General features: G+C 65.4%; 17 protein-coding genes. All 17 read left to right on the plus strand.

All coding sequences use genetic code 11. The features are described 5' to 3' along the window. The first annotated feature begins 44 nt into the window (after positions 1–44). Complete coding sequence (locus PV768_RS06675) at positions 45–1,610, plus strand: CCA tRNA nucleotidyltransferase (protein ID WP_323058128.1); 1,566 nt, start codon at positions 45–47, stop codon at positions 1,608–1,610. Further along, positions 1,607–2,191, plus strand: a complete 585-nt coding sequence (locus PV768_RS06680) for a histidine phosphatase family protein (protein WP_321214835.1) — start codon at positions 1,607–1,609, stop codon at positions 2,189–2,191. The genes PV768_RS06675 and PV768_RS06680 overlap by 4 nt, the downstream gene beginning before the upstream one ends. Before the next feature lie 542 nt (positions 2,192–2,733). Then, on the plus strand, positions 2,734–2,871 hold the full coding sequence (locus PV768_RS06685; protein ID WP_199775297.1) for a hypothetical protein: 138 nt from the start codon (positions 2,734–2,736) through the stop codon (positions 2,869–2,871). Between the two features lie 171 nt (positions 2,872–3,042). After that, positions 3,043–4,509, plus strand: coding sequence for a glycosyltransferase family 87 protein (locus PV768_RS06690; protein WP_421092598.1), 1,467 nt, complete (start codon positions 3,043–3,045; stop codon positions 4,507–4,509). Beyond that, the gene (locus PV768_RS06695; RefSeq protein WP_323058130.1) at positions 4,502–5,950 is read left to right on the plus strand and encodes an NAD(P)/FAD-dependent oxidoreductase; all 1,449 of its coding nucleotides are present in this window, start codon (positions 4,502–4,504) and stop codon (positions 5,948–5,950) included. Before PV768_RS06690 ends, PV768_RS06695 begins: the two co-directional genes overlap by 8 nt. Before the next feature lie 69 nt (positions 5,951–6,019). Continuing rightward, positions 6,020–8,008: a penicillin-binding transpeptidase domain-containing protein gene (locus PV768_RS06700; RefSeq protein ID WP_421092599.1), complete on the plus strand. Its 1,989-nt coding sequence runs from the start codon at positions 6,020–6,022 to the stop codon at positions 8,006–8,008. 45 nt (positions 8,009–8,053) lie between these two features. After that, the gene (locus tag PV768_RS06705) at positions 8,054–9,736 is read left to right on the plus strand and encodes an ATP-binding cassette domain-containing protein (RefSeq protein WP_323058132.1); all 1,683 of its coding nucleotides are present in this window, start codon (positions 8,054–8,056) and stop codon (positions 9,734–9,736) included. 133 nt (positions 9,737–9,869) lie between these two features. Next, positions 9,870–10,640: a DeoR/GlpR family DNA-binding transcription regulator gene (locus PV768_RS06710; RefSeq protein WP_321214823.1), complete on the plus strand. Its 771-nt coding sequence runs from the start codon at positions 9,870–9,872 to the stop codon at positions 10,638–10,640. Then, positions 10,637–11,830 (plus strand): MFS transporter, encoded by a 1,194-nt coding sequence (locus PV768_RS06715; protein ID WP_321214822.1) that lies wholly within the window; start codon positions 10,637–10,639, stop codon positions 11,828–11,830. The genes PV768_RS06710 and PV768_RS06715 overlap by 4 nt, the downstream gene beginning before the upstream one ends. A 56-nt stretch (positions 11,831–11,886) precedes the next feature. After that, positions 11,887–13,383, plus strand: a complete 1,497-nt coding sequence (locus PV768_RS06720) for a bifunctional phosphatase PAP2/diacylglycerol kinase family protein (protein WP_321214821.1) — start codon at positions 11,887–11,889, stop codon at positions 13,381–13,383. A gap of 155 nt (positions 13,384–13,538) precedes the next feature. Then, a complete protein-coding gene (locus tag PV768_RS06725) occupies positions 13,539–14,462 on the plus strand; it encodes an ABC transporter ATP-binding protein (protein WP_157240182.1) in 924 nt (307 codons plus the stop codon). Next, entirely contained in the window at positions 14,462–15,355 is an 894-nt protein-coding gene (locus PV768_RS06730) for an ABC transporter permease (RefSeq protein ID WP_421092600.1), read from the plus strand. Before PV768_RS06725 ends, PV768_RS06730 begins: the two co-directional genes overlap by 1 nt. A 270-nt stretch (positions 15,356–15,625) precedes the next feature. Next, the gene (locus PV768_RS06735) at positions 15,626–17,044 is read left to right on the plus strand and encodes an amino acid permease (RefSeq protein WP_421092601.1); all 1,419 of its coding nucleotides are present in this window, start codon (positions 15,626–15,628) and stop codon (positions 17,042–17,044) included. A 10-nt stretch (positions 17,045–17,054) separates the two neighbouring features. Next, positions 17,055–18,365, plus strand: coding sequence for a M18 family aminopeptidase (locus PV768_RS06740; protein ID WP_421092602.1), 1,311 nt, complete (start codon positions 17,055–17,057; stop codon positions 18,363–18,365). Positions 18,366–18,656: 291 nt separating this feature from the next. Then, positions 18,657–19,517 (plus strand): glycosyltransferase family 2 protein, encoded by an 861-nt coding sequence (locus PV768_RS06745; RefSeq protein WP_370460521.1) that lies wholly within the window; start codon positions 18,657–18,659, stop codon positions 19,515–19,517. Position 19,518: 1 nt separating this feature from the next. After that, entirely contained in the window at positions 19,519–20,511 is a 993-nt protein-coding gene (locus tag PV768_RS06750) for a glycosyltransferase family 2 protein (RefSeq protein ID WP_421092603.1), read from the plus strand. A gap of 63 nt (positions 20,512–20,574) precedes the next feature. Beyond that, positions 20,575–22,044, plus strand: a 1,470-nt coding sequence (locus tag PV768_RS06755) for an Ig-like domain-containing protein (protein ID WP_421092604.1), incomplete at its 3' end; no start/stop codon positions are given.

A 22,044-nucleotide genomic window follows, 5' to 3' on the forward strand; every position in this document is an offset into this window, starting at 1 on the left:
ATTTGGCCTGCCGACACGCTGGTTTCTGCCAAGCTTAAGTAACTATGGCGCACGCACATCACAAGACTGATTCCCAGACCGTTGATTTCCAGGTGGACCCGGTGGTCCTGGAGCTCGGCCGGCGCTTCGTGGACGCCGGCCACGAACTGTCCCTGGTGGGCGGACCGGTGCGTGACCTTTTCCTGGGCCGGACGTCCCCCGACCTGGACTTCACCACCGACGCCACCCCGGACCAGACCGTGGCACTCATCAAGAAGTGGGCGGACAACTACTGGGAGATCGGCCGCGCCTTTGGCACGATCGGCATGCGCAAGGCCGGCTTCCAGATCGAAATCACCACCTACCGGGCAGAGGCCTACGATCCTGATTCCCGGAAGCCGGTGGTGGCGTTCGGTTCGTCCTTAACCGATGACCTGCTTCGGCGGGACTTCACCATCAACGCCATGGCCCTGAAGCTGCCCTCCCTGGAACTGGTGGATCCCTTCGGCGGGGTCCGTGACCTTCATGCTTCCGTCCTGGCCACGCCGGGGGCACCCGAGCTGTCTTTCTCCGACGATCCGCTGAGGATGATGCGGGCGGCACGGTTCGCTGCCCAGCTGGGTGTATCCGTGCACGAAGACGTCCGCCGGGCCATGACGGAGATGGCCGAGCGGATCACCATCATTTCCGCGGAACGCGTGCGGGACGAACTGGTCAAGCTCATCTGCGGTGCCCGCCCGCGCGTCGGCGTGGACCTGCTGGTGGATACCGGCCTCGCCGAGTTCGTGCTGCCTGAGGTTTCCGCGCTCCGCCTGGAATCGGACGAGCACCACCGGCACAAGGACGTCTACCAGCACTCCCTGCAGGTCCTTGAGCAGGCAGCGGAGCTGGAGACGGATGGTGAAGGCTCCGTGCCGGGGCCGGACTTCGTGCTGCGCTTCGCAGCATTAATGCACGACGTCGGCAAGCCGGCTACGCGCCGCTTTGAACCGGGCGGCGCGGTGAGCTTCCGCCACCACGACATGGTGGGAGCCAAACTCACCTCCAAGCGGATGAAGGCGTTGCGCTTCGACAACGACACCACCAAGGCTGTTGCCCGCCTCGTGGAACTCCACATGCGCTTCTACGGCTACGGGGACGCCGGCTGGAGCGATTCTGCAGTCCGCCGCTACGTGACCGATGCCGGGCCACTGCTGGAACGGCTGCACCGGCTTACGCGCTCGGACGTCACCACCCGCAATCAGCGGAAGGCCGAACGGCTCGCTTTCGCCTATGACGACCTGGAAGCCCGCATCGCCGCACTGCGCGAACAGGAGTCGCTGGACGCTGTGCGCCCCGACCTTGACGGGGCCCGGATCATGGCCCTGCTGGGGCTCAAACCAGGGCCCGTGGTGGGCCGCGCCTACAAGTTCCTGCTGAATGAGCGGATGGAGAGCGGGCCCCTGCCTACGGACGAAGCGGAAGCACGGCTGCTCCGCTGGTGGGCGGAACAGCCGGAATCCGCCCCGGATGAAGCTGGACGCCCGCCTGTTGAAGCCGATCCCGCACCCGCACCTGCCGCACCCGCACCTGCCGCGGCCGGAACGCCTCCCGCCGCCGTCGAGCCTTCCCCTTCTGAGGAGTCCAAGTGACCATTCCCGCCCTTGCCCCGCGCCCCCAGCTGTGGATCCTCCGCCACGGCGAGACCGAATGGTCCAAAAGCGGCCAGTACACCGGGCTGACGGATCTGCCGTTGACGGTCGAGGGAGAACAGCAGGCCGTGGAGGCCCGCAAGGTGCTGGATCCCGTCGACTTCGACCTGGTGCTTACGTCTCCCCTGCGGCGGGCACGGCGGACAGCAGAGCTGGCCGGCTTCCCTGACGCCCAGCATGAACCCCTGGCCGTCGAATGGAACTACGGTGACTACGAAGGCATCAGCTCTGACCTGATCCGAAAGGACAACCCCGAATACCTGATCTGGACGCACGGGGTTCCCAACGGCGAAACGCTGGACGAGGTCGCGGCCAGGGCGGACAAAATCATTGGCCGGGTGCTGGAATCCGGCATGGACAATGTGCTGATTGTGGCCCACGGCCACTTCTCGAGGATCCTCACGGCACGCTGGCTGGAATTGCCGCCCATGGAAGGCCGCCATTTCATTCTGGGCACTGCCAAGGTCTGCACGCTGGGCTGGGACAAAAGAACACCCGCTATTGTCCGCTGGGGCCTTTAAAGGCTTTCCGGGATTTGTTTGATTTATTTTTGCTTTCTTACTGGCGGATATCCTTCGCCGTAGTGTAGTTTTATTCCTGACCCCAGAGCGTCTGCCGGGGTATCGGCGCATGTTGCACGGCCCTTGGCCTGAGCAATGGCAGAGCAGAAAAGGAGGTTGGGAAAATGATTACTTTGACTAGCGGACGGAAGATGAACGTCACCGCAGCCCCGGCCTCTGATGCCTTTGCGCGCCCGTTTTGGGGACAAACCGGCTCCTAGCCTTGCTCCGCTTGGGTGGAACGCAGCCTCCCACGTGCAACGCCATAGCCAGAACCCCTGAGTAGACCCGTAAGCCGGAGCCACGCTCTTTCCTTGGGGCCTTTCCCCTGCCTTGCCAATCAAACAGTCTGAGCGCTGTTTGTTCCGGCAATTCTGACAAATCCCGGTTATTCCTGGGTGCGCTTTCCTGCGCCCTAATTCCAGTCCCGATTGCATTTCGCAAAAGGGATTAATTGCCGCGCCCGGTTTGCGGGCCAGCCAGTACAAAAGGAGGTGATACCCATGAGAAAGTTCCGGAAACTCCTGCTGCCGGCACAAGGCCGGCGCAGCGGCAGGAGGCTGATCAACGAACCCCTGCTGGAGAAGCAGCGCGAAGACGTCTTCGTCCTGATGCACCAGCAGATCGGCGGTACGCGGTAGGCGGAGCAGCAGGCACGTGGACCGCAGCCCGTCCGCGGGAACGGTGCCGGCCATCAGCGAGGAGGCCGAATGGACGTGGGCCACCTTCTGGCTGGAGCCCACGCGGCGACGCGGGGGCTCCAGCTCGCGGGTGGCCCCTGTACCCGGCCGCTGCGGCGGTAAGCTCAAGCCATGCAGGAGTCCCAGCCGCCGGAGCACCAAGAAAGGTTGCGCCTGGTGGTTCCCAGCCGGAGCGATGTCCTGCTGAGGAATTTCACGGAAGTGGTGGGCGGCCCCCTTGGATTCCGGGCCGCTCCGGGTGTTGTCCCCCCCGGCATCTTCACTGTGGAGCGGGTACTGATCCTGCTGACGGTGCTGGCGGCACTCGCGGGCACCTTGCTCAAGGGCTACTGCCGAGCCAACGGTTGGGAATCCCCCACCCAGTTTTACGCCACCTGCTACTCCGACTTCCCGGAACTCTTCCGGAACCGCGGGCTCGCGGAGGGACAGTTTCCCATCGTGGCCAGTGGAAGCCAGTTTGAGTACCCGGTCCTCACCGCCCTGATCGCGGGGGTAACGGCGTGGCTGGTTCCCGGTACCGGAGTGACGAACGCCCGGATCCTCGCCTATTTCGATATCAATGTTGCGCTTCTGGCCGCAGCCACGGTGGTTGCCGTCCTGGCTACGGCCCGGATGACCAGCCGCCGCCCTTGGGATGCGGCCATGGTGGCGCTGGCGCCGGGCATCGTCCTGGCCGGCACCATTAATTGGGATCTCTGGGCGGTGGCACTGCTTGCCGTGGGGATGTATTTTTTTTCGCGGGAACGCCTGGTGCTTGCCGGAGTCTTCATCGGGTTGGCCACGGCTGTGAAGCTGTATCCGCTGCTCATCCTGGGCGCCATGCTCCTCCTGGCCCTGCGGACCGGCCGCTTCCGGCCCCTGCTGACGACGGCGGTGGCCACCGGGGCCGCGTGGTTGGCAGTCAACCTGCCGTTCGCCGTCGCAAATCCCTCCGGGTGGGCCTACTTCTTCCAGTACTCAGCCGACCGCGGCGCCGGGTACGGCTCACCGTGGTTTGCGTACAACGTGCTGCTGAACAGGTTGAGGGGCCAGGAGCTGGGCGCCGACGCGGTGAACCTTCTGTCCTTCGGCCTGTTTGCGGCGGCCTGCGCCCTGATCGCACTCATTGCCTTCACGGCGCCACGCCGCCCGCGCCTGGCCCAATTGGCGTTCCTGATAGTGGCGGCGTTCATCCTCACCAGTAAGGTCTACTCACCGCAGTATGTTGTCTGGCTGATTCCGCTGCTCGCGCTGGCCAGGCCGCGGTGGCGGGACTTCCTGGTCTGGCAGGGCATCGAAGGCCTGCATTGGGCCGCTGTGTGGATGTACCTTGGACAGGTGACCAGCGCGGGTTCCTCCCAGCACAACCTGGATATGCCCTACTACGTCCTGGCCGTGGCGGCGCACATGGTGGCCGTCGCCTACCTGATGGCCCGGGTGACGTGGGACATCTACGACCCCACCTACGATCCCGTCCGGCGGCACCATCTGGACGATCCCCACGGCGGACCCTTCACCGGCGCCCCGGACCGGTTCCGTCTGAACCTGCGCACCCCGGCGGACCCGGGCGCCCGGCGGAAGGCCGCATCCGATGCCTGACGTTGCGGTAGTGGGCGCCGGACCAAACGGATTGGCGGCCGCAGCGGTGATGGCGCGGGCAGGGCTCTCCGTAGAGGTTTTCGAGGCTGCGGCCGAAATCGGCGGCGGGACGCGCACTGCGGAACTCATGCAGCCGGGACACTTCCACGATGTCTGCTCGGCCGTCCACCCCATGGCCCTGGCATCGCCCTTCTTCCGCGCCTTCGAGCTGTCCCGGCGGGTGCAACTCGTGACTCCCGTGCTGTCCTACGGCTCTCCCCTGGACGGCGGCCGGTCCGCCCTTGCCTACCGGTCCCTAGACCGGACGGCAGCGGGACTCGGGCGGGACGGGGCCGCCTACCGGCGCCTCATGGGACCCTTGGTCCGCACCGTCGACGACGTCATGGACTTCACGCAGAACCAGCTCTTCCGTGTCCCCCGGAATCCCGTCGCTGCGGGCATCTTCGGCCTGCGGACCCTGGAACAGGGCTCGGGACTGTGGAACACCCGGTTCCGCGAAGAACTTGCCCCTGCCCTCCTCAGCGGCGTCGCTGCCCACGCCGTGTCCCACCTGCCGTCACTGGCCGCGTCCGGGGCGGGACTGATGCTGGGGGCGCTGGGCCATGCTGAAGGTTGGCCCATTCCCCTGGGTGGTTCCGCCGCCATTGCCGCCGCCCTGGCGGAGGACATCAGGGCACACGGCGGGGTCCTCCACACGAACGCCCCGATAAACCGGCTGCAGGACCTCCCGGCCGCCCGGGCCACCCTGCTTGATGTAGCGCCGCGGGGACTGGCAGACATGGCCGGGGATTCCCTTCCCCACCGGTACCGCAAAGCGCTGGAGTCCTTCCGCTACGGGAATGGCTCGTGCAAGGTGGACTTCATTCTTTCCGGCCCCGTGCCGTGGACAGCTGCGGAACTGGCAGACGCCGGAACAGTCCACGTGGGCGGTACCAGGGCCGAACTCGCGCATGCGGAAAACGAGGTCAGCGCGGGCCGACACCCCGAGCGGCCGTATGTGCTGGTGGCCCAGCCTTCGCGCTTCGATCCCGGCCGGGCTCCCGCCGGACGCCACACGCTGTGGACCTATTGCCACGTTCCTGCCGGTTCAACCAAGGACATGGCCGGGGCCATCACCGCCCAGCTGGAACGGTTTGCCCCCGGATTCCGGGACCTGGTGCTGGACACGAACGTGGTTACCGCGGCGCAGCTGGCAGAGTACAACCGGAATTACATCGGCGGGGACTTCAGTGCCGGGACCATGGACCTCCGCGGCCTGGTCCAGCGGCCGGTGGTGTCGCGGCATCCGTGGCGAACCCCGCTCCGGGGCGTCTACCTTTGCTCCTCCTCCACGCCGCCCGGCCCTGGGGTTACGGGCATGCCCGGCCTCCACGCGGCAACGCATGCGCTAAAGGACATATTCCAACTGCCCGTTCCAGCGCTGGGCCTGAACACGCCCTAGGACGCGGACCGCCTGCGAAGGGCCGCTGAATGGCCAATGGCCCCGGGCACAACGGGTGATAATGGCCGGATGGGGAAATCAACAAAACTTTCTGTGGCCGTCGCTGTGCTGATTCTGGGAACGTCGCTGGCGGCCTGCGACGACGGCAGGAGCGGGGCCGAAACGGCAGTACAACAGTTCGCCGCAGGCCTTTCGTCACTGGACGTGGGGACCGTGGCCTTTGAGGGCAAAGACGCGGCAGCTGCCAATGACCAGCTGAGAAGCGTGTTTGCGGCACTGGACCCACAGAAGCCGGCGGTTGAACCGGGTGAAGTAACCCTTGACGGTGACAATGCCTCCGCGCCCCTGGACTACACCTGGAAATTCGGTGAGGCGGAGTGGAAGTACACAGTCCAGGCAAAGTTCAGGAAGTCCGGGGACAAGTGGCTGCCGGTCTGGGACCCCGCCACGCTGGCACCCGGCCTCGCCGACAGCGAGATCCTGTCCAAGGGCTCCCAGTCCCCGCAGCGTGCGGACATCCTCGGAGCCGGTGATGTCCCGCTGGTCACGTACAGGCCGGTGGTGAACGTCGGTATCGACAAGCCCCAGCTGGTGGGTGCCGATCCCGCAGACTCGGCCGCCAGGCTCGCCGCCCTCGTCGGCGTTGACCCCGCCGGCTATGTCCAGCAGGTGCAGGCCTCCGGCGCCGAAGCCTTCGTTTCCGCGATCACCCTGCGGGAAGAGGGCCGGACCATCACCAACGAGCAGATTGCCGCCATTCCCGGTGCCCGCGCCATTCCCGCCTCGGTGCCCCTGGCGCCCAGCCGGACCTTCGCCCGTGCCGTCCTCGGTACGGTCGGCGAGGCCACCGCCGAGCAGATTGACGCCTCTGGCGGCGCGCTGACCGCGGGGGACATGACCGGCATCGGCGGGCTGCAGCAGCAGTACGACGAACAGCTCCGGGGGACGGACGCCGTCGTGATCCGTGCCCAGCGCGCGGACCTGACCCGCGAACAGATCCAATCGGCGGCAACAGACCCCCGGCGGGTGCTCTTCGAAGTGGCGCCCACGCCGGGAACGCCGCTGAAGACAACGATCGACCCGAGGCTGCAGTCGCTGGCCGAAAGCACCCTGCAAGGCGTCGCTCCGGCCTCCGCCATCGTGGCGCTGCGCCCTTCCAGCGGCGCCGTCCTGGCCGTGGCATCGGGCCCGGGAAGCAACGGCTACAACACCGCCATGCTGGGCCAGTACGCGCCCGGATCGATCTTCAAGATGGTGGACTCCCTGGCGATGTTCCGCAACGGCTTGACCCCTGACTCCAAGGTTGAATGCACGCCCACGCTGACAGTGGACGGGCGGACCTTCAAGAACGCCGAAGGCTACCCGGAGGGCTCCCTCGGCTCCGTTAGCCTGCGCGACGCTTTCGCGCACTCGTGCAACACGGCGTTCATCGCCGCCAGGGACACCGTGTCGCAGGGACAGCTCGAGGCAGCCGCCCTGGCCATGGGCATCGCCGTCGAAGCACCTTCACTGGGGGCCGAAGCGTTCCTCGGTTCCGTTCCGGGCGAGGCGGCCGGGACGGAACACGCCGCCTCCATGATTGGCCAGGGAAAGGTGCTGCTCTCGCCGTTGGCAGCGGCCATGATGGCCGGCTCCGTGGCCAAGGGTGCCCCCGTCTCGCCCCAGCTGGTGCTGAATCCCGACGGCGGCGCCCCATCGGCCGGGACAACGAGCGGTTCCACGGCACCCGCCGCCCAGCCTTCGGCCACTGCAACGGCTGAGGCTCCTGTGACGGCCTCGGGCGAGCCGATCACGGCAGCGGAGGCCGCCTCCTTGGCGGACATGATGCGTGCCGTGGTCACCTCCGGGCATGCCGGCTTCCTTTCGAGCGTTCCCGGCGCTCCCGTAGGGGCCAAGACCGGCACGGCGGAGTTCGGCAACGAGAATCCCCCGAAGACGCATGCCTGGATCGTGGCTGTCCACGGCGACCTGGCCGTGGCCGTCTTCGTGGAGGATGGCGGGTTGGGCGCGACCACCTCGGGGCCGCTGCTGAAGGAGTTCCTCACCGCCGCCGGGTGACGCGGGGAAAGAACCCGCCGGGCCTGCCGTGGGAGGATGGAACACGTGGCCCATATTGACGTTTCCGGTATCGATTACTTCCTCTCCGATGGCACGCAGCTGCTCAACGGAGTGACCTTCAAGGTTCCGGACGGCACCAAGACTGCCCTGATCGGCCCCAACGGCACCGGCAAGACCACCCTTTTCCGGATTATTGCAGGGGATTTGCTGCCGGATGAAGGCGTCATCGGCCGCTCCGGATCCATGGGCATCATGCGCCAGTTCGTTGGCCAGGTCCGGGACGGCTCCACGGTCCGCGACCTCCTGGTGTCCGCAGCTCCGCCGGCCCTGGCCGCAGCGGCGCGCGAGGTGGACGATGCGGAGCTCGCCATGGTGGAGAACGACGACGAGCCCAGCCAGATGCGCTACGCCCAGGCCATTGTTGATTGGGGTGACGCGGGCGGGTATGACGTTGAGACAGTCTGGGACGAGGTCTGCATGGCCGCGCTGGGACTTCCCTTTGACCGCGCGCAGCACCGCCCGGCGTCGAGCCTTTCCGGCGGCGAGCAGAAGCGCCTGGTGCTTGAAGCCCTCTTTGCCGGCCCCGACGACCTGCTGCTGCTCGACGAACCGGACAACTACCTGGACGTTCCCGGCAAGCGCTGGCTCGAGGACAAACTGAACGAATCCAAAAAGACGGTCTTCTTCATCAGCCACGACCGTGAACTGCTGAACAACGCCGCGGGACGCATCGTGACGCTGGAACCCGGCATCAACGGAGCCGGCGCCTGGATCCACGGCGGCGGTTTCGGCTCGTACGTGGAGGCACGGGCGGACCGGAATGCCCGTTTCGAGGAACTGCGCAAGCGCTGGGACGAGGAGCACATCAAGCTCAAGGAACTCGTCAACATGTACAAGAACAAGGCAGCCTTCCGCTCGGACATGGCCAACCGGTACCACGCAGCACAGACCCGCCTGGCAAAGTTCCTGGAGATCGGCCCGCCCGAGGCACTGCCGATCGAGCAGAACGTCCAGATGCGGCTCAAGGGCGGACGAACCGCCAAGCGTGCCATCGTTGCCGAGACACTGGAACTGACAGGCTTGATGAAGCCGTTCTCCACCGAAGTGTGGTTCGGTGACCGGGTGGGCGTCCTCGGATCCAACGGTTCAGGAAAATCGCACTTCCTACGGCTGCTCGCCACCGGCGGCACCGATCCGGAGCGCGAGCACCTGCCCGTCTCCGACGTGGAAATCGCCGAAGTGCCGCACGAGGGCACGGTCAAACTTGGAGCCCGCATCCGCCCCGGGTTCTTTGCCCAGACCCATGTCCGGCCGGACCTCCTGGGCAAGACGCTGCTGGAAATCCTGCACCGCGGAGACGAGCACCGCTCCGGCCTGGGCCGCGAGGCAGCGGCCGGGGCGCTGGACGGCTACGGCCTGGCAGGACAGTCGGAACAGAAGTACGAGTCACTCTCCGGCGGCCAGCAGGCGCGGTTCCAGATCCTCCTGCTGCAGTTGAGCGGTGCGACTCTGCTGCTCCTGGACGAACCCACGGACAACCTGGACCTGCACTCCGCGGAGGCACTGGAGCGGGCCATCGACCACTTCGAAGGCACCGTCCTCGCCGTGACGCACGACCGCTGGTTTGCCCGGACCTTCGACAGGTTCCTGGTGTTCGGGTCCGACGGCAAGGTGTACGAGTCGCCGGAACCGGTGTGGGACGAGAAACGCGTGGAGCGCGCCCGCTGACCCCGACGCTCTCTCACTTTCTGCGGCTTTTTTGCCATCGCTCTCTCACCAGTGAGAGAGCGATGGGGTATCTCCCGCATTAAGTGAGAGAGCGTCTGATGATCAAATGATCAGAAGTTGCTATCATTTGATCATGAAGACGGATGATCGGCATCGCACCATTGCCGAAATGCTCCGGCGGCGCCACGAGGTAACAGTGGAGGAGCTGACGGTTGCCTGCGACGCATCGGGGGCGACGATCCGGCGTGACCTTGAGATCCTGGCAGCGAACGGCGTTCTCCGCCGGGTCCACGGCGGAGCGCGCAGCCTCATTGTGCGCGGCGAAAATCCAGGTTACGGCCAGCGCGAGCTGGAGGACCGGGACTCCAAGAAGCGCATCGCAGCCGCCGTCGCAGGCCTGCTGGTTGACCGTGAACATGTCTGGCTGGACAGCGGCAGCACCGCCACGGAGGTTGCCCGCGCCTTGTCCGCGAGGGAACTGACCATCATGCCGATGTCACTCCGGTCCCTCAACGTCCTCGCCGGTGCCGACGCCGCAGGTACCCGCCCTGCCTTGCTGCTGCCCGGCGGCAGCCTGGTCCCGGGCGAGCTGAGCTTCCGCGGCCCCATGGCTGAATCCAATATCCGTTCCCTGCGCTTTGACACGGCCGTCATAACACCCTGCGCGGTGGACCTCAAGGACGGCCTCCTGGCCCACGACATCGATGACGCAGCCGTGAAACGCGCTGGCCTGGAATCCGCCGGACGCGTGGTGGTGGCTGCCTCCGCATCCAAATGGGATGCGCAGGCGAGGGCGCTGGTCTCCGGACTGGAACGGGTGGACGTCCTGGTGACAGACAAGAAATTCAGCGCCGAAGAGCGCGCACAACTCGACCAAGGTTCCCTGGAAGTAGTGACTGTATGAGCATCAATATCCGTACCTCGGAGGACTCCGGACTAAAGGCTGCCGCGGCCGCCACCTTCGTGGTCTTTGGCATTAACGGCCTTGTCTTCGCCAGCTGGGCCGCCAGGATCCCTGCCGTCACGGAGATCCTGGCCATCACCTCCGGGCAGATGGGCACGCTGCTGCTGTGCACCGCCGTGGGATCACTGCTGGCACTGCCCACCGCGGGACTGGTGGTGGGCAAGATCGGAACCGCCAACACGGTACGGTTTGGCGGGCTCCTGGCCGCCCTCGCGGGGGTGGGCATCGCCTTGTCGCTCTCCGTGGCATCGCTCCCCGGCACGGCAATCGCGCTGTTCTTCTTCGGCATAGCCATCGGCCTGTGGGACGTGTCCCAGAACATTGAAGGTGCCGACGTCGAGCATAAACTGCGGCGCACCATCATGCCCCAGTTCCACGCGGCATTCAGCGGCGGCGCCTTTGTGGGCGCCCTGATCGGCGCCGGCCTTTCCAACCTCGGCATCGGCCTGCCCCTGCACCTGCTGGTCATCGCCGGCATCGTGGTTCTGGTGACGCTGACCGCGCCCCGCTACTTCCTTCCGCACATCTCAACGTCCACCCCGGACGGTGAACCGAAGCCGGCAAAGGGCCCGTCAGCATGGCGTGACAGCCGGACCCTGCTCATCGGCGTGGTGGTCCTGGGAGCCACGCTGACGGAGGGCGCGGGCAATGACTGGATTGCGAAAGCCTCCGTGGACGGGCTGGGCACCTCCGAGTCCACCGGTGCCTTGATGTTTGCCCTCTTCGTCCTGGCGATGACGGCCATGCGGTTCCTCGGCGGCCGGGTCATCGACAAGTACGGCCGGACTGCCGTGCTGCGGGCCAGCATGGGTGCTGCAGCATTGGGGTTGTGCCTTTTTGTGCTTGCCGGAAACGTTTGGCTGGCGGCCGTGGGGGCGGCATTGTGGGGTGTTGGGGCCGCGCTGGCCTTCCCCATGGGGATGTCGGCGGCGGCGGATGATCCGAAACATGCTGCAGCCAGGGTCTCCGTTGTATCAACCCTTGGCTATATCTCGTTCCTGGCAGGACCTCCCCTGCTGGGATACCTCGGCGACCTCACCGGCATCCACCTCGCGCTCCTGGCCATCCTTGCGCCGATCCTCCTGGCCCTGCTCCTTGCGGGGGCAGCCAAACCCCTCAAGGCGGAGTAGCAAAACTTCCAGCGCGTGCCGCGGACCCGCGTGCAGCAGCGCGATAGGGTGAGTGGATGCAGAGCAACTGGCGCCGAAGCCATCGTTGGATCAGTCGGCTTGATAGATACCTGCTAAGGCATATTTCGGACCTCCCTGGCGGAAACCACGACGACTTCTTCCGGCGCCTCTCCGCCTCCGCCAACCACGGCAAGCTCTGGATGGGCGCCGCGGCGGTGATGGCGGCCTTCCCGGGGCGGACGCGCCGCGCGGCACTGCATGGACTCATAGCCCAGGCTGTGGCATCTGCCGTCACGAACGGCATCTTCAAGACCTTGCTCCCCCGAACCCGGCCGCTGCCGGAGCACCTTCCGGTGTTCCGGTTCGTCCACCCCCAGCCCACGAGCTCGTCCATGCCGTCCGGACACTCGGCGTCGGCGGTCGCGTTTGCCGTAGGGGCAGGACTGGTCCGGCCCGCCGTTGGCGCAGTGCTGGCTCCCGTAGCTGCAGGGGTGGCGTACTCACGCATACACACCGGAGCCCACTGGCCCTCCGATGTCCTTTTCGGCTCTGCGCTTGGCGCCGGGGCTGCACTCGTGACCCGACACTGGTGGCCGGTGCGGCCGCCCTTTCCCCAGGTTGGACGTACCTGGACTGAGGCGCCGGAACTGCCGGGCGGCCAAGGGCTGAGCATCGTAGTGAACACCCTGGGGGGATCCTTCACCGAGGAGACAGCCGCGGCGCTGCAGGAAGTATTCCCTGAAGCGCATATAAACACCGTCCATCCGGAGGAGAACCTGGTCGAGGAGATCCGGAAAACAGCGGAGTACCCCGGCACCCGGGCGCTCGGTGTGTGGGGCGGGGACGGCACGGTTGGAGCGGCCGCCGCTGCCGCCGTCGAAAGATCCCTCCCCCTGCTTGTCCTCCCTGGCGGGACGCTGAACCACTTCGCCCGGGACGCCGGAACCGGGAGCCTCAAGGAGGCCGTCGCCGCGGCGTCGAGGGGCGAGGCCGCCATGGCCGACGTCGGGATCGTCACCGTTGAAAGAGGCCTCGCCGGCAATCCGGAAACGGCCCAGCTGACCATGCTGAACACGTCCAGCGTGGGCCTGTACCCGAACTTTGTCCGGCGCCGAGAGCAGCTGCAGCCCGCCCTTGGAAAACCGCTGGCCGGCGTGGTGGCAATGTTCCGCACGTTTGCCGCCGGCACTCCCACCACCCTGACTGTCGACGGGAGGCGGCATAAAGTGTGGATCGCCTACGTGGGGCGGGGCCGATACTATCCGCGGGACCACGCGCCCCTGCTCCGGCCCGTGATGGATGACGGCGTCCTGGACGTCCGCATGATCACTGCGGACGAGTCCTTCGCCCGGCTGCGGCTGCTGTGGGCAGTGCTGACCGGTACCGTCGCAACCTCGCGCATCACCCACCTGTCGGAAGGCACACGGTTGCGAATCGACGCAGGCGGGTCACCCATGGCCCTGGCAGTGGACGGCGAAGCGCTGGCCGGCGTGCGCAGCGCGGAGTACACCGTCCGGCCCCAGGCGCTTGCCTACTACTCTCCCCACCCCTAGTCATTCCTGGGCCGGTCATCCAACGGGACTACCCTGATCTGCCCCTGAATCATCCCTGAGACGGGCGAAATCCAGCCGTGCCGTGGGTAGCGTGGTGCCTACCAGTCTTCTGAAGCGCATCCCGCAGTGCACAGCTGCCGTCCTAAGGAACATCCATGATTGAGGCAACAGGGCTGACCAAGGTCTACGGCGACAAAACCGCCGTTGACAGGGTCAGCTTCACAGTCCAGGCAGGCCGCGTTACCGGCTTCCTGGGCCCCAACGGAGCCGGGAAGTCGACCACCATGAGAATGATCATGGGGCTTGACCGGCCGACGTCGGGATCGGTCACCGTGAACGGCCTGCCCTACGTCCAGCACAAGGCACCCCTCCGTGAAGTGGGGGCGCTGCTCGATGCCAAGGCGGTCCACACCAGCCGCAGCGCCTACAACCACCTGCTGGCCATGGCTGCGACGCACAGCATTCCCAAAACCCGGGTGCACGAGGTTATTGAGATGACGGGACTGGACGCCGTGGCACGGAAGAAGGCCGGTGGCTTCTCCTTGGGGATGGGCCAGCGGCTGGGCATAGCGGCAGCCTTGCTGGGGGATCCGCAGACCCTCATCCTGGACGAACCTGTCAACGGCCTGGACCCGGAGGGCGTGGTCTGGGTGCGGAACCTGGTCCGCTACCTCGCAGGGCAGGGACGCACGGTGTTCCTTTCGAGCCACCTGATGAGTGAGATGGCGCAGACCGCCGACCACCTGATTGTCATTGGGCGCGGCCGCGTGATTGCCGACGCACCCATCCGTGACATCATCACCGGCAAGGGGCAGGCGCGGGTCCGGGTGCGCACCGATGAACCCGACCGTCTCTCCCAGCTGCTCGCCGGCCGGGGCGCGTCCATCGACGTCCCGGAGCGGGAACTGCTCGAAGTAACGGGCCTCGAGCCCAGGACCATCGCGGCCGCCGCCCTGGAAAACCAGGTCATGGTCTACGAACTCACGCCGCTCGTCGCCAGCCTCGAGGAGGCGTACATGGAACTGACCAAGGACGACGTCGAATACCACTCCCTGCCCGCCGCGGAGGTAAGCAAGTAATGAGCGTAACCACCACTGAACCAACGTCTTCGCCTGACCCCTCATCGTCCGCCGGAGGCCGCAACGTCCGCGCCGGCGGACGGTCCCTGCCCGGCCCCACGTTCGTCCGGGTGCTCAACTCGGAAGTCATCAAGTTCCGCAGCCTCCTTTCCACGCTGATCCTGCTCGCTTCCACCGCGGTGGTCATGGTCGGGTTCGGCGCGCTGTCCGCATGGGGGACGGGCCAGTTCGCTGACGCGGCCACAAGGGATCCGCAGGCTGCGGCGCGGATGGCATCCCAGGGCGGCGACCTGGCGGTCAGCGTGCCAACTTCCGGCATCGCCTTCGCCCAGCTGATCCTTGGTTCCCTCGGTGTGCTCCTGATGAGCTCGGAATTCACCACCGGAATGGCGCGGTCCACCTTCGCGGCCGTGCCCAGGCGGCTTCCCGCGTTCGCTGCAAAGCTCGTGGTGGTCATGGTGACGTCGTTCGTGGTTACCGCCGTATCCACCTGGGTGGCAGGGCTGGTGGCTGTGCCCATCCTGGACAACTACGCCCTCACGCTGGACCTTGGCAGTTCCCAGTCGGTGAAGCTCCTGCTGGTCAACAGCATCTATGTGGCCGCCGTGGCCGCCATCGGCACGGCCCTCGGCACGCTGATCAGGAATTCCGCCGGCGGCATCATGAGCCTGGTGGGCATCTTCTTCGTGGCACCCATTGCCTTCCAGCTCATTCCCGGGGACTTCTTCAAGGAGGCCCGCAAGTACCTGCCTGGCAACACCGTTGAGCCCCTGACGGCCGCCCAGCATGTTCCCGACACCCTGGAAGCCTGGCAGGCGGCACTGGTCCTTGGCGCGTGGGTTGTCATCCCCGTCCTGCTCGCTGCAGTCCTGCTGAAGCGGCGGGACGTTTAGCGGCCAACCAATGCTCACCCCGAAGACAGGGACAGCGCGTGGTTTCGGGCACATTACAAAAGTGCATGGCAGGAAACTTTGTTTGCCCCTGATGGTTCCTGCTTGGAGGCACGTCCTGTTGGAAGCAATAAGATCTGTTGGAGTGCACAAAGCAAGGTGCACAATGGCCGACCTAGGGTGAAACGACGATGTGGTGCATCACACGGTCCCCGGTGGTCCACCAAGGCGCATCGCTCAACCCATGCTATTTCCCAACAGGACGGCGCTTCCATGCATGCTGACCAGCAACTCTCAAAGTCCCTGAAACCCAGGCACCTGTCCATGATCGCCATCGCCGGCGTCATTGGTGCAGGCCTCTTCGTCGGTTCGGGTGCCGCCATCCAGCAGGCCGGCCCCGGTATCCTCGTCGCGTATGCTGCCGCGGGCCTGGTGGTCATCCTGGTAATGCGCATGCTGGGGGAGATGGCCGCGGCAAACCCGGAAACGGGCTCATTCTCCACCTATGCGGACAAGGCACTGGGCCGGTGGGCAGGGTTCAGCATCGGCTGGCTCTACGCGTGGTTCTGGATCATCGTCCTGGGCATCGAGGCCACCGCAGGCGCAGCCATCATGCACCGCTGGGTGCCGGGCATTGACCAGTGGGTTTGGGCCCTGGTCCTCATGGTGCTGCTGACGCTCACCAACCTGGGCTCGGTGAAGTCCTTCGGCGAGTTCGAGTTCTGGTTCGCGTCCATCAAGGTGGCGGCGATCGTCCTCTTCCTGGTCTTCGGCGCCGCCGCCATCCTGGGGCTCATCCCCGGTGTCCCGGCTCCCGGCCTGAGCAACCTGATCAACAACGGCGGCTTCATGCCCAACGGTCCGGGCGCTGTCCTGGCCGGAATCCTCGTGGTGGTCTTTTCCTTCTTCGGCGCCGAGATCGCCACCATTGCTGCCGGTGAATCCGAAAACCCCGTGGACGCCGTGAAGAAGGCCGTGAAGTCCACCGTATGGCGCATCCTGGTCTTCTACATCGGCTCCATCGCCGTGGTGGTCACCCTGCTTCCATGGAACTCCGCCTCCGTGGCCAAGAGCCCCTACGTGGCGGTCATCGAACTGTTCGGCATCCCGGGCGCCGGAACCATCATGGACGTCGTGGTGCTGACCTCCGTTCTGTCCTGCCTGAACTCCGGGCTCTACACCGCCAGCCGCATGCTGTTCTCACTCTCCACCCGCGGTGACGCGCCGCGGGCATGGACCCGCATCTCCCGCCGGGGCGTTCCCGCTGCCGCGGTCCTGGCCTCCACCGTGGTCGGCTTCATCACGGTGGGCCTGAACTACATTGCCCCGGACACGGTGTTCCTCTTCCTGGTCAACACCTCCGGAGCCATCGCGCTGTTCGTCTGGCTGGTCATCTCCGCCTCGCAGCTGGTCCTCCGCAGGCGCATGGGAGCCGCAGCAAAGGACCTGCAGCTGAAGATGTGGCTTTTCCCCTACCTCACGTGGGCAGCGATCATCAGCATCGTGGCCCTGCTGATCGGCATGGTGATCGTGGAGTCCACCCGGGAATCCCTGCTGCTTTCGATTGCGCTGGCCGCCGTTGTGGTGGCGGTGGGCGTGCTGCGCTACCGTCGGAAGGGCCTGGCCACCGCGGGCCAGCCGGACGTGGCAACCGAGGCTGAGCCGGCACCTGTCGAGGAGGCCCGGCGCTAGACTCGGGACCATGCCTTTGCCTCCCTCTGCTGCAGACCACATCCAGGACCTTGGCGCCTACGTCAGCGCATCGCCGTCGAGCTTCCATGCTGCGCATGAGGGCGGCCGGCGACTGGAGGAAGCCGGGTTCACCCGCCTGGATGAGCTGCAGCCGTGGGAGGCCGGGCCCGGTTCCTTCTTCATCATCCGCGACGGCGCCCTGATCGCGTGGGTGGTCCCCGAAGACGCCGGACCGGCCACCGGGTTCAATATCCTGGGCGCACACACCGATTCGCCCACCTTCAAGCTCAAGCCCAAGGCCACCACCGGCGCCCACGGCTGGCTCCAGGCCGGTGTGGAGATCTACGGCGGGCCGCTGCTGAACTCGTGGCTTGACCGTGAGCTGCAGCTGGCCGGACGCCTGGTGATGCTGGACGGGACCGAGCATTTGGCCGCCACCGGTCCCATGCTCCGGTTCCCGCAGTTGGCCATCCACCTGGACCGGGCAGTCAACGACGGGCTCACCCTGGACAAGCAGCGGCACATGAATCCCGTGTGGGGGCTGGGAAATCCTTCAGACTCCGACCTGCTGGGCGTGCTGGCGGCGTCGGTTGCCGGCGCATCCGTCGATCCGGGGCAGATTGGCGGGTACGACGTCGTCATTGCGGACACGCAGGCCCCCTCTCTTTTCGGGGGCAACAGTGAGTTCTTCGCCTCCGGGCGGCTCGACAACCTTTCGTCAACGCACGCGGGGCTCGCCGCGCTGATTGCGCATGCCTCCGCGCCCGCCGGCGACGGCGCTGGCGCGCCCATCGCTGTCCTGGCGGCGTTCGACCACGAGGAGATCGGCTCCAACTCCCGCTCGGGTGCCTGCGGACCCGTCCTTGAAGACGTCCTGGTGCGGATCTCTGACGGCCTCGGCGCCACGGTGAGCCAGCGGCGGCAGGCGCTGGCGTCGTCGTCCTGTGTGTCCGCCGATGCCGGCCACGCCGTGCACCCCAACTATCCGGAGCGGCACGACCCCGCCAACCACCCCGTGCTCAACGGCGGGCCGCTGCTGAAGATCAATGCCAACCAGCGCTACGCCACGGATGCGCCCGGCGCGGCTTTGTGGGCCCGGCTCTGCGCGGAGGCCGGGGTGCCGTACCAGGAATTCGTATCCAACAACGCGATCCCCTGCGGCTCCACCATCGGGCCGTTGACGGCTACCCGGCTGGGCATCCGGACCGTCGACGTGGGCGTGCCGTTGCTTTCCATGCACTCCGCGCGCGAGATGTGCGGCGTGGAGGACCCCAGGCGGCTGGCCGCGGTGACGGAAGTGTTCTTCAGGACGGCTCTTTAACCAACCCCCTACCTATTAACATTCATGGGATGGACAACCCCTATACCTAACGAATTCACCATTCGTTAACCCCGTTACTTACTGATCGGCCGAAAGATGGCCACACAAAAGCGAGTACTCACTACTGGTGATACCCGGGTGGACCAAAAGTAGGCTCTTCGTCACGGGCAGAGTCCTTGGCTAATGAGTTGCTGGGGCCAGAGACAAGACCTTGACCGGATAAAGCGCTAGTGGCGCACTTGCTTCAAGCTGAGTGCGGCATTGTCCAGTTTCCGTCGATGTCATGAAGTGGTGAGGCATTTGTCCATTTCCACCCAGCTTCCGTACACGCTATCCGAGCCAACGTTGTCGATAGCGAGAGCGTCAGTAAGCGTAGTAATCCCGACACTGAATGAGGCGAAGAACCTGCCTTGGGTGCTTCGTCGAATGCCCTCGTACGTGGACGAGGTAGTGATCGTGGACGGCCGATCCCAGGACAACACGGTGGGGGTTGCTCGGGCCCTCCGCGAGGATGTCGTGATCGTGGAGGAAAAACGCAAGGGAAAGGGCGTAGCCCTCCGGTCAGGATTCGCCGCAGCCGCCGGCGACATCATCGTCATGCTCGATGCCGACGGCAGCATGGACCCCCAGGAAATCGGCTGGTTCGTTGCCCCCCTCCAGCACGACTATGACTTTGTCAAAGGTTCCCGGCACGTAACCGGAGGCGGGTCCGAGGACCTCACCTGGCTGCGGCGCACGGGCAACCGGGCACTGACGGCCTTGGCGAATGCGGTGCTGCACAGCAATTATTCGGATCTCTGCTACGGCTACATTGCCTTCAGGCGTGAATGCCTGGAAGTCCTCCAGCTTGAATCCGACGGGTTTGAGATTGAGACGGAGTTGATCGTCAGGGCAGCCAAAGCGGGGCTTCGGATCGCAGAAGTGCCGAGTATCGAACTGGAGCGCATCTCGGGGGCTTCGAACCTGCAGACGTTCCGGGACGGCTGGCGTGTGCTGGGGACAATGGCCCGAGAGTGTGCCTTGTGGGAGGCGCCCACGGCCGGCGCCCGTCCTGAGGCTCTGCGACGCGTCAAATACGCATATGCAAACGTTAGTTTCCCCCGGACCCCCACCGACCCCCAGAGCCTCCTGTCCTTACGGGAAGCAGCCTGAGATGACGACTTTTCGCAGGCCCACCGTTACTGTCGTCATCTGCACTTACACCGAGGATCGCTGGGCGAACCTGCTGGATGTCATCGAATCCGTCAGGGCACAGACCGTCAGTCCGCAGGAGGTGCTCCTGGTAATCGACCACAACATTGATCTTTATGAACGCCTTCTTTCGGTGGTTGATGACGTTACGGTCGTCCAGAACACGGGGCCGCAGGGTCTGTCCGGGGCACGCAACACCGGCGTGGGCCTGGCTGATACGGACATCGTCGCCTTCCTGGATGATGACGCCGAAGCGGCACCGAACTGGCTTGAGCTTTTGCTGGCCATGTACGACGATCCTGACGTCCTTGCCGTCGGTGGCCGGGTGGAGCCTATTTGGGAAACCGGCCGCCCCGGCTATTTCGGCGAGGAGCTGGACTGGATCGTTGGATGCAGCCACCTGGGGATGCCACGGGTTGCCTGCGAGGTCAGGAACGTTATTGGCGCAAACATGTCATTCCGGCTTGAGGTACTCCGCCAGGTGGGGGGTTTCAACCTTGCTTTAGGCCGCCAGGGTGCCATTCCCCTGGGATGCGAGGAAACAGAGATCTGCATTCGCTCAAAGATGGGCTCGCCTGGTTCCCGAATTGTGTACGAACCGGCCGCAGTGGTGCGCCACCATGTCCCGGCCAACAGGGGCACGTTCCGCTACATGCTGTCCCGGTCATGGTCTGAAGGCCTGTCAAAGGCCCAGGTGAGCCAGGTGGTCGGCCACAAAAGGGCGCTCGGACCCGAAAGGCGGTATGTGCGTAGGGTCCTGCCACGCGCCGTTGTTTCCGGGCTTTATGACTGGGGCAGAAACGGGGATCCGGGAGGACTCGGACGGGCCGGTGCCGTGCTTTCGGTTCTGGCCTTCACAGCCGCAGGCTACCTGCGCGGCCGGCGCTTGGCCCACGTTACGCCCCGCCTGGGTAGCACGGCTGGCATAGAGGCAGCCTGGAGGGACGTCCAGTGAGTGAAAGCGTGAAAGCGGAACCGTCAGAATTTCACAGCGCGAATGAGTCGGAGGGATGAAGAAATGAACCACTGTTTTGCGCGCGGAGGCGCGGTCGTGCACGATTCCTCCGATGTAGCTGGCTTCGGTCCACCCGCTTCGCGGAATCTGCGGCTCTTTGCACTGCTGACAGCACTGCTGGTTGCGGTGGGTGCCCTGGTGGCCCCGGTTGCGGCGTCGGCTGCTGCGGGTGATGTCGGGGTAGAGGGTCCGTCACATTCGGGGACGGGCACGCCGACGGGCACGAAGCGGGCGGAGAGTGCGTTGTGGTTCAACGACGGGCTCTGGTGGGGAAACCTGTGGGACACCGCCAGCTCGGATTTCCATATCTTCAGGCTCAATGCCGCGACGGGCTCGTGGGTCAATACGGGCGTGGCGACGGAGACGCGGGCGAACACCCATCATGACGTGTTGTGGGACGGGACGACGTTGTATGTGGCGAGCCACATGTTCGTCAACGACGGTCTGCCTGCTGAGGCCAACTTCCCGACTTTGATGCGGCGTTACAGCTACAACTCAAGTACGAAGACTTACTCGCTGCTGAGTTCCACACAGATCAACAACTACAAAGTTGAGGTCCTGACCATCGATAAGGACTCGACTGGTCGGGTGTGGGCCACGTGGCAGCAGGGGAACAAGATCTATCTGAACGCCACTGGCACAGATGGCAAGACCTGGGGAACGCCGTTCCAGCATCCTGCGTCTCTCAGCAACGTGTCTGTGGACGACACATCGGCTCTGATCGCATTCGGACCCGGCAAGATGGGGCTGATGTGGAGCCGGCAGGTCGGTGACGCCACAGACGGCATGTACTGGAGCTACCGTGCTGACAGTGCAAGCGGAGCCCCGAACACCGGATGGAGCACTCCTGTGGCGGCGGTTTCGGGGCAGCGCAGCGCTGATGACCATATGAACTTGAAGTGGCTGGACTCCTCGGGCGACCGGGTTTTCGCCGCCGTCAAGACGTCGTTCACGTCGGCGCCCCAGCCGTTGATCCAGCTCCTGGAATTGAGCGGTACGACGTGGTCGCACCACACGATCGCGCCGGTGTCAGAGTGCCCGAACCGGGTGATCGTCCTGATTGACGAGAGCACGCAGATGCTGCGCACCTTCGCCACGTATCCGAAGCCGAACGGCACGACGAACGCGGGCGTCTGCACCACCTCCGGGGGCGCGATCTACGAGAAGTCAACGCCGCTAAACAAGATCGACTTCACAGCAGCGAAGACAGCCCGCATCGTGGACGCCGACCAGTATGTCCACAACGTGACGTCAACGAAACAGAACCTCAACAGTGCGGCGCGGGGCACGGCGAAAAGCGGTCTGCTGGTGCTCGCCGACGTCAACGCAACAAGCCGGTACTGGCACTTCTACGATCCCAGCAGTGGCGCTGATACGACGGCTCCGACGGTGACGGGTACGTCTCCGGCCGCTGGTGCGACCGGTGTGGCGGTGACGGCGAACGCGACGGGGACGTTCTCGGAGGCGATGGAT

It is taken from the genome of Pseudarthrobacter sp. CC4, from assembly GCF_048957775.1.
Taxonomy (GTDB): domain Bacteria; phylum Actinomycetota; class Actinomycetes; order Actinomycetales; family Micrococcaceae; genus Arthrobacter.

What these genes read in the sequence shown, in the direction of transcription:
- PV768_RS06675 (WP_323058128.1), top strand. Translation starts at nt 45, where the DNA reads ATGGCGCACGCACATCACAAGACTGATTCCCAGACCGTTGATTTCCAG.
- PV768_RS06685 (WP_199775297.1), top strand. Translation starts at nt 2,734, where the DNA reads ATGAGAAAGTTCCGGAAACTCCTGCTGCCGGCACAAGGCCGGCGCAGC.
- PV768_RS06690 (WP_421092598.1), top strand. Translation starts at nt 3,043, where the DNA reads ATGCAGGAGTCCCAGCCGCCGGAGCACCAAGAAAGGTTGCGCCTGGTG.
- PV768_RS06695 (WP_323058130.1), top strand. Translation starts at nt 4,502, where the DNA reads ATGCCTGACGTTGCGGTAGTGGGCGCCGGACCAAACGGATTGGCGGCC.
- PV768_RS06700 (WP_421092599.1), top strand. Translation starts at nt 6,020, where the DNA reads ATGGGGAAATCAACAAAACTTTCTGTGGCCGTCGCTGTGCTGATTCTG.
- PV768_RS06710 (WP_321214823.1), top strand. Translation starts at nt 9,870, where the DNA reads ATGAAGACGGATGATCGGCATCGCACCATTGCCGAAATGCTCCGGCGG.
- PV768_RS06715 (WP_321214822.1), top strand. Translation starts at nt 10,637, where the DNA reads ATGAGCATCAATATCCGTACCTCGGAGGACTCCGGACTAAAGGCTGCC.
- PV768_RS06720 (WP_321214821.1), top strand. Translation starts at nt 11,887, where the DNA reads ATGCAGAGCAACTGGCGCCGAAGCCATCGTTGGATCAGTCGGCTTGAT.
- PV768_RS06725 (WP_157240182.1), top strand. Translation starts at nt 13,539, where the DNA reads ATGATTGAGGCAACAGGGCTGACCAAGGTCTACGGCGACAAAACCGCC.
- PV768_RS06730 (WP_421092600.1), top strand. Translation starts at nt 14,462, where the DNA reads ATGAGCGTAACCACCACTGAACCAACGTCTTCGCCTGACCCCTCATCG.
- PV768_RS06735 (WP_421092601.1), top strand. Translation starts at nt 15,626, where the DNA reads ATGCATGCTGACCAGCAACTCTCAAAGTCCCTGAAACCCAGGCACCTG.
- PV768_RS06740 (WP_421092602.1), top strand. Translation starts at nt 17,055, where the DNA reads ATGCCTTTGCCTCCCTCTGCTGCAGACCACATCCAGGACCTTGGCGCC.
- PV768_RS06750 (WP_421092603.1), top strand. Translation starts at nt 19,519, where the DNA reads ATGACGACTTTTCGCAGGCCCACCGTTACTGTCGTCATCTGCACTTAC.